The organism is Synechococcus sp. R8-2, from assembly GCF_047461715.1.
Classification (GTDB): domain Bacteria; phylum Cyanobacteriota; class Cyanobacteriia; order Thermostichales; family Thermostichaceae; genus Thermostichus.
The window spans coordinates 1-6,442 of record NZ_JANSHQ010000449.1; the positions used below are offsets into that span (position 1 = coordinate 1).

General features: G+C 57.1%; 5 protein-coding genes and 2 pseudogenes. 4 read left to right on the top strand and 3 right to left on the bottom strand.

What is annotated here, in order from left to right; all coding sequences use genetic code 11:
• The 3 genes from NW819_RS10685 to mnmH form a co-directional block, all read left to right on the top strand.
• A partial coding sequence (locus tag NW819_RS10685; RefSeq protein WP_414413731.1) for an ATP-binding cassette domain-containing protein occupies positions 1 to 522 on the top strand: 522 nt, incomplete at its 5' end.
• Positions 523 to 556: 34 nt separating this feature from the next.
• The gene (gene urtE / locus NW819_RS10690) at positions 557 to 1,321 is read left to right on the top strand and encodes an urea ABC transporter ATP-binding subunit UrtE (protein ID WP_414331328.1); all 765 of its coding nucleotides are present in this window, start codon (positions 557 to 559) and stop codon (positions 1,319 to 1,321) included.
• Between the two features lie 219 nt (positions 1,322 to 1,540).
• The gene (gene mnmH, locus NW819_RS10695) at positions 1,541 to 2,605 is read left to right on the top strand and encodes a tRNA 2-selenouridine(34) synthase MnmH (RefSeq protein WP_414351992.1); all 1,065 of its coding nucleotides are present in this window, start codon (positions 1,541 to 1,543) and stop codon (positions 2,603 to 2,605) included.
• On the opposite strand, the gene NW819_RS10700 is transcribed toward mnmH, so the two are convergent.
• From NW819_RS10700 to NW819_RS10710, 3 genes and pseudogenes are all read right to left on the bottom strand, one after another.
• Entirely contained in the window at positions 2,598 to 3,401 is an 804-nt protein-coding gene (locus tag NW819_RS10700) for a M55 family metallopeptidase (protein ID WP_414413732.1), read from the bottom strand. The two genes, mnmH and NW819_RS10700, sit on opposite strands and share 8 nt — an antisense overlap.
• Positions 3,402 to 3,593: 192 nt before the next feature.
• Positions 3,594 to 4,627: pseudogene (locus NW819_RS10705) on the bottom strand (adenosine deaminase).
• Between the two features lie 127 nt (positions 4,628 to 4,754).
• Positions 4,755 to 5,633: an isoaspartyl peptidase/L-asparaginase gene (locus NW819_RS10710; RefSeq protein ID WP_011433592.1), complete on the bottom strand. Its 879-nt coding sequence runs from the start codon at positions 5,631 to 5,633 to the stop codon at positions 4,755 to 4,757.
• Positions 5,634 to 5,880: 247 nt separating this feature from the next.
• Here NW819_RS10710 and NW819_RS10715 point away from each other — a divergent pair.
• Positions 5,881 to 6,442: pseudogene (locus NW819_RS10715) on the top strand (NAD(P)H-quinone oxidoreductase subunit 4); the annotation flags it as partial.

The window sequence follows — 6,442 nt, forward strand, 5'->3', positions numbered from 1 at the left end:
GAGATCTCGATTTTGGGTGTTGGGCGCAAGTTTCAGACGCCGCGGGTCTATCAAAACTTGAGCGTGCGAGAAAACTTGGAGCTATCCCTCAACCCTGACAAAAGGGTTTTTTCCACCCTATTGGGCAAAAAGCATCTGCGAGAAAAAACGGATGCTCTTTTGGAAACCATTGGCCTCAGCCGTAAGGATCGGGTTCCGGCAGGGCTGCTTTCCCACGGAGAAAAGCAATGGCTGGAGATCGGCATGGTGATTGCTCAAGATCCGGATTTGCTGCTGCTGGATGAATGCGTGGCCGGGATGACGGACAAAGAAACAGAAGCTACAGGAGAGTTAATTCAATCCTTAGCCCAAAGCCACACCATTTTGGTGATCGAACATGACATGGTGTTTGTCCGACAAATTGCCCGCAAGGTTACCGTTTTACACCAAGGCTCGGTGCTGTGCGAAGGTACCTTTGAGGATGTGAAAAACGACCCGCGAGTGATTGAGGTCTATCTCGGATCCCACAAGGGGAAAAACTAAGCAAAGAGGCTATAGTTCTGTATCTAATCGACTCATGCGCAGGCCTATGAATACGGAAAACGCGACCGCAACACAAAACTTATCCCGAGATGGATCTGGGCCTCTCCTGGAGGTCTCCAACTTGAGGGTTTACTATGGTCAGAGTTTAATTGTGAAGGATCTCTCTTTTAAGATCTTTCCCGGCCAAGCGGTCTGCCTTCTGGGTCGCAATGGCATGGGCAAAACCACCACGCTTAAAGCCCTGATGGGGCTTCTGAAAGACTGCACAGGCAAAATTGCTTTTGAGGGCCGTCCTATCAACCATTACCCTCCCAATTGGCGAGCCCGTGCCGGTATCGGATATGTGCCCCAAGGTCGAGAGATATTTCCCCGCCTAACGGTTGAGGAAAACCTGCTGGTGGGTCTAGAAGCGGCACCGGACAGAGAACGGATCATACCTGAGTTTGTCTATGACCTATTCCCAATTCTGCGTTCTTTTCTTAAACGGCTGGGTGGGGATTTGAGCGGTGGGCAGCAGCAGCAACTGGCCATCGCCAGAGCTTTGGTGGCGGAGCCCAAACTTTTGCTCCTGGATGAGCCCACAGAAGGGATCCAGCCCTCTATCATTATCGAGATCGAAGAAGCCATCAGCCGCATTCAAAAGGAGCGGGGCGTTTCGGTGTTGCTGGTGGAGCAGTATTTTGAGTTTGCCCAAAGCCTAGCCGATTACTTTTATCTTATGGAAAATGGATCCCTTATCATGGAGGGGCCGACTGACCAAATGGACGAAGAAAAAGTCCGAGCTCACCTTTCTATCTGAGGTGGCACCTGGAGAGCCTGAAAACCTCTATAACTTTTTTGAGAGCGGCAAATGGCATCCTGCATGTTCCAGAGACCTTGCCTAAACTTCTGGAAAAGCGAGAAGTCCACCTGCGAGGGGATAGGCTAGGGTTAGCCCTGGGCTTCCTTGAGCAGCAGCGTTGGCTAAGCTAGAAACTGTTCAAGATTGCGCTAGCTTGCCATTTCCATCCACAGGTTTGTGTCTCCTCCGATTCACTTCACTGCAGAGCCCTGGCTGCACACCTACAGCGAAATTATCGATGTGCGCTCTCCGGCAGAGTTCGCAGAGGATCATTGGCCGGGAGCCATCAACTTGCCTGTACTCTACGATACAGAACGGGCGGAGGTGGGCACGCTCTACAAGCAGGTGGATCCCTTTACAGCCCGCAAACGAGGGGCAAGCTTGGTGGCCCAGAACATCAGTCGCCACTTGCAAACCCATTTTGCCGATAAAGATCGCGATTACCGGCCCCTAATCTACTGCTGGCGGGGAGGGCAGCGCTCTGCCAGCTTGGCATTGGTGTTGTCCCAGGTGGGCTGGCAGGTTACGGTTTTGCAAGGTGGCTACAAAACCTACCGGGCCTGGGTGCGCCGACAGCTGCAGATCTTGCCCCAGGAATTTACCTACCGAGTGCTCTGCGGACCAACAGGGAGCGGCAAAACCCAGTTGCTTCACCATCTGCGCCAACAGGGATCCCAAGTTCTCGATCTGGAAAAGCTGGCCTGTCACCGGGGATCCCTCCTGGGGGCCGAGTGGGGGGTGCCACAGCCCAGTCAGAAGAGCTTTGAAAGTCAACTGGTGCAGGTTTTTCTCCAGTGGGATCCCGCCAAGCCAGTCTGGGTGGAGGCTGAGAGTGCCAAAGTGGGCCAGCTCCATCTGCCGCCTGCCCTTTGGCAAGCCCTTACCCAAGCCGACTGTGTCGAAGTGCAGTTGCCTCTAGAGGAGCGGGTGAAGGGGCTGATCGCCCATTATCCCCACTGGATTGCTCACCCCCAAGCGCTAAAGGGGAAATTGCTGCCTCTGAAGTCCCGTCTTGGCCAGGCCCGCCTGCAGCGTTGGTTTGAGCTGATCGACGCCCAAGACTGGCCGCAGTTTGTGCAGGAGTTGCTGGAGCAGCACTACGACCCCACCTATCGACACGGGCTGCAGCAAAACTTCAATCGCCTTCGGGCCCGGATTGAGCTGTCTGACCTTTCCGAGACCAGCCTCAGGGAAGCTGCTGCTCGCCTCATCCAGATGCCGCTTGGATCCCTGGCTAGGTGAGCACGATAAACTCCAAAGCCCGCAACACCTCAAACCACTCGGAAACTTCCAGCCGAACCGTGGAATCGGCAATCCACCGGCAGCCGGGATAAAAAGACTTGCGGTAGGCGCGAGCGGGATCCTTGTAGTCCACTTCCAATTGAAAGTGATCCGGCAGTGGGCGAGGCCGGTAGGCCGGCAGCCGCCTCAGGGATCCCTCTACACCTTGGCGGATGGCCTGTAGAACCTGCTGCGGATGTGGCGTAATGACCGACTGGCCTATCCCTTTGTGGGTGACCACCGTCTCGATGTGGGCGTCATAAGCTTTCGCTGCGGCACACACCTCCGCATCTCCGGCTACAAACACAACTGGGACTCCCTCATAGGCAGCCGTGAGGCTGACCAGGTGAAACTCGGCGATGGCTTGGCCGTTCAGCCGGATTTGGCTAACTTCGGTGGTGTAGGTGTGGGCGAGGGGGTTGGCAGCAGATCCGGCGCGGGCATGATAGCCGATTAGGAGCAGGGCATCGTAACTGCGATCCAACTCTTGCACCATACAGTAGGGGTGGCCGCTCCAGCCGCGGATGAGTTGCACCGGCTCCGGCAACCGCTCGGGGATGAGGTTTCGCCCTGAGTCATGGGCATCTTTGACTGTGATCTGCGTGGCTCCGGCAGCCAGGGATCCCTCACAAGCCGCGATCACTGCTCGGGTCATCTGCTCTCGGAATGCCTCGTAACCCGGCTGGCCGATGGTGGCCTCATCCCAATGGCTGATGCCGGCGATCCCTTCAATATCGGCACTGATATAGACCTTCATGCTTGGCTCAGTAGACTCAGCATTGGATTCTGTTGGGCTTCATCCACCCTCGGATGCCGCTCAGCATCGCTCTGGGCAAGGGATCCAAGCGGTTATTTCCCTTGCGAAAATTGCCCCCGGCTCTGCTGTGGATCCCTTCCCTATTCTCAAGAAGCTCGGATGAAGAATAAAGACTCCGTCCCGCTGAGGGGATCAGAGAGCCACCAAAGAAGCAGATACCCCCTGCTGTAACTCCGACAACAATGAGGCCGGACGCCCCTTATAGGGCCAGGCAAAAGCGTGACGAAAAGCTGCTTCCTGGCAGTGTTTGAGCTGCTCGAAATCGATGATGTCGTGGGTTAGCAGGTTTTCGTACTCAAACGGCAGCCGCACATTGTGCAAGCCGGCGTTGTCGGTGCAGATGGCGATATCCACCCCCGCCTCAAAGCAGCGGTCAAAGACAATCTTGAGGGGCTCCAAACTGGGCAGGGTTCCCGTTTTTAGATAGGTGGTGGGACAAACTTCTAGGCATTGTCCTCGCCGTGCCAGCTCCGGCAGCAATCTGGATAGTGGAGGGGGATCTGAATGCCGTGGCCGATCCGCGAGACATAGGGCAGCAACTGTGGGTAGCAGCCATCCAAAGTTTCGTACAGGTGGGCAGTGGTTTTCAGGCCGCGGGCCAGCGCATACTTGAACAGCTCAATCCACTCGTCCATCCGTTCGCCGTAGGGCTTGTCTCCCCCGGCCAGGTCGATGGCACACACATACTCCGACTCAGCGGCAGCTTCCACCATGGCCCGGTTGATGTGGCTGGGCAGGCGTGAATGCAAACAGACGATCTGGGTGGTGACGATGGGATACTCCCGCTGCTGGCTGGCCTGCCCCACCGTCTCGATTACCTGGCGCATCTGCTTGAGGCGCTCCCCCTCATCCAGGCTGGGATCCGTGCGCAGGTAGGGGGTGTAGCGAATCTCCAGGTAGGCCAGATCCTCAAAGATGTAGGCTCCCCGCAGCAGGCGGTAGATAAAATAGGGCAGGGTTTCCAGGGTCTGCACCTGTTCCACCAGCGTGTGCAGCTCCAGGTAATCCTCGAGGGTGTTGCGCGGGCGGGTGTAGAACTCCTCAAACTCGGCATAGGTGGGAAAGCGCTCTGCCAAAGGGGATCCCTGGCGGTGAAAATAGCGCCACAGAATTCGGGGGACAACCGAACCGCCCAAATGACGGTGCAACTCCGCGTGAAGTGCCATAAACGCTCTACAGTGGCCCGCCAGGGGGCAGACTTGGTTTGTTTAAGTACTATTTCTACTCTTATCCTACTCTTATCCAACCGCCTCAGGCTTGTCCAGGTCTAATCCCGCAAGCCCGGCTAGAAGTTTAGATCGTCAAGCCGATCCCCTGCCCATCGTGATAGGCGGCCAGCAGTAGGTCGGTGGTGGTATCCCAAGCAATCTCCCCCGAGCGCGATAGAGCAATGGCCCCAAAGGAGCGGCGACGTTGGCGGGCCTCTTGAAAAGACTTGGCCATGGCAGCCTTCAGGCTGAGGCCATCTTCCACTCGAATCACAATCCGCGCCGCCAAGCTCTCATCCAAAATATCTTCCCCAACACCGGTGCAACTGACCCCCGCCGCCGCACTGGCATAGGTTCCCGCCGGAGTGGCCGAATCGCTTACTCGCCCCACCCGTTCAAACCCCCGCCCGCCGGTGGAGGTGCCGGCACAGATTTGCCCCTGTTGATCCAGCGCCACCGCCCCCACCGTGCCCATGGCCAGAGCAGTGAGAACCCTAGTTGGGGGATGGGTTTGGCGCAACTGCACCCACTCTTGAACCCGCTTGAGAGTGGCCGGGTCATAGACCGGCAACTGCAGCTCCCGCGCCAGCTCTGCTGCCCCTTGTTCGGCCACCACGCGATCCGGGCTTGATTGCAGAGCCTGGGCCATGAGGATGGGATGCTGAACCCGGCTGACGTTGATCACCCCGCTAAAGGACTGGGTGGCCCCGTTCATGAGAGCGGCGCTCATGCGGATTTGCCCATCCGACTGCAAGACCGACCCTGTCCCGGCGTTGTAGAGCGGATCATCCTCCAGCAACTGGCAGGCATGCATCACCGCCGCCTCGGCACTCTGCCCGGCCAACAGCAGCTCGTAGGTGCTCTCCACCACCTGCTGCAGGGATCCCCTCACTTTTTCCAGGCTGCTTTCCCCTTCCAGGGCGCTGCCGGCTCCGCCGTGGATGATCAGTTTGGGCTGAGGCATGATGAGATCGGTTACCTTGTGAGAACAGTGGAAGACTATGTGGAAGACTATATTTTGATTTTCGGGTACAACATCCACCCGTGCATCTGCTCCATCCCAGGGATCCCAACGCAAAGGGAGAGGGAGCCTTAAGATAATCCTGTAGATTTGCTAAGCATAGATACTCAAGGGCGATTCTGGTAAAGGGCTGTCGGATTGCAGCCGGCAGGGATCCCCCTGATGGTATGGCACAAGCGAGGTTACATCCATGGCGCTGCCCAGCTTGCACGAGTTTCCTTGGCTGACCACGGTCATCGCTTACCCTGTGTTGGCCGCCCTATTTATTCCCCTGATCCCAGCACCGGCTGGGGATCCCAGTACCCGCGCCTACGCACAAAAGTTGGCCGAGCGGATCCGCTGGTTTGCTTTGTTCATCGCAGTCACGGATCTGCTGATTCTGCTGGCCGGCTTCTATGTTGGCTACGATCCCGGCCAGACGGGCTTGCAACTGCTGGAGCGCTACACCTGGGTACCCCAAGTGGGCTTGAGTTGGTCGGTGGGGGCTGATGGCCTCTCCATGCCCCTGATCCTGCTCACGGCGTTTATCACTACCCTAGCCATCTTGGCCGCTTGGCCGGTCACCCTCAAACCTCGCCTCTTCTACTTTTTGATGCTGGCCATGTACGGCGGGCAGATCGGGGTGTTTGCCGTGCAGGACATGTTGCTGTTTTTCCTGATGTGGGAATTGGAGCTGATCCCGGTGTACTTGCTCCTCTCCATTTGGGGTGGGGCAAACCGCCTGTATGCGGCCACCAAGTTCATCCTCTACA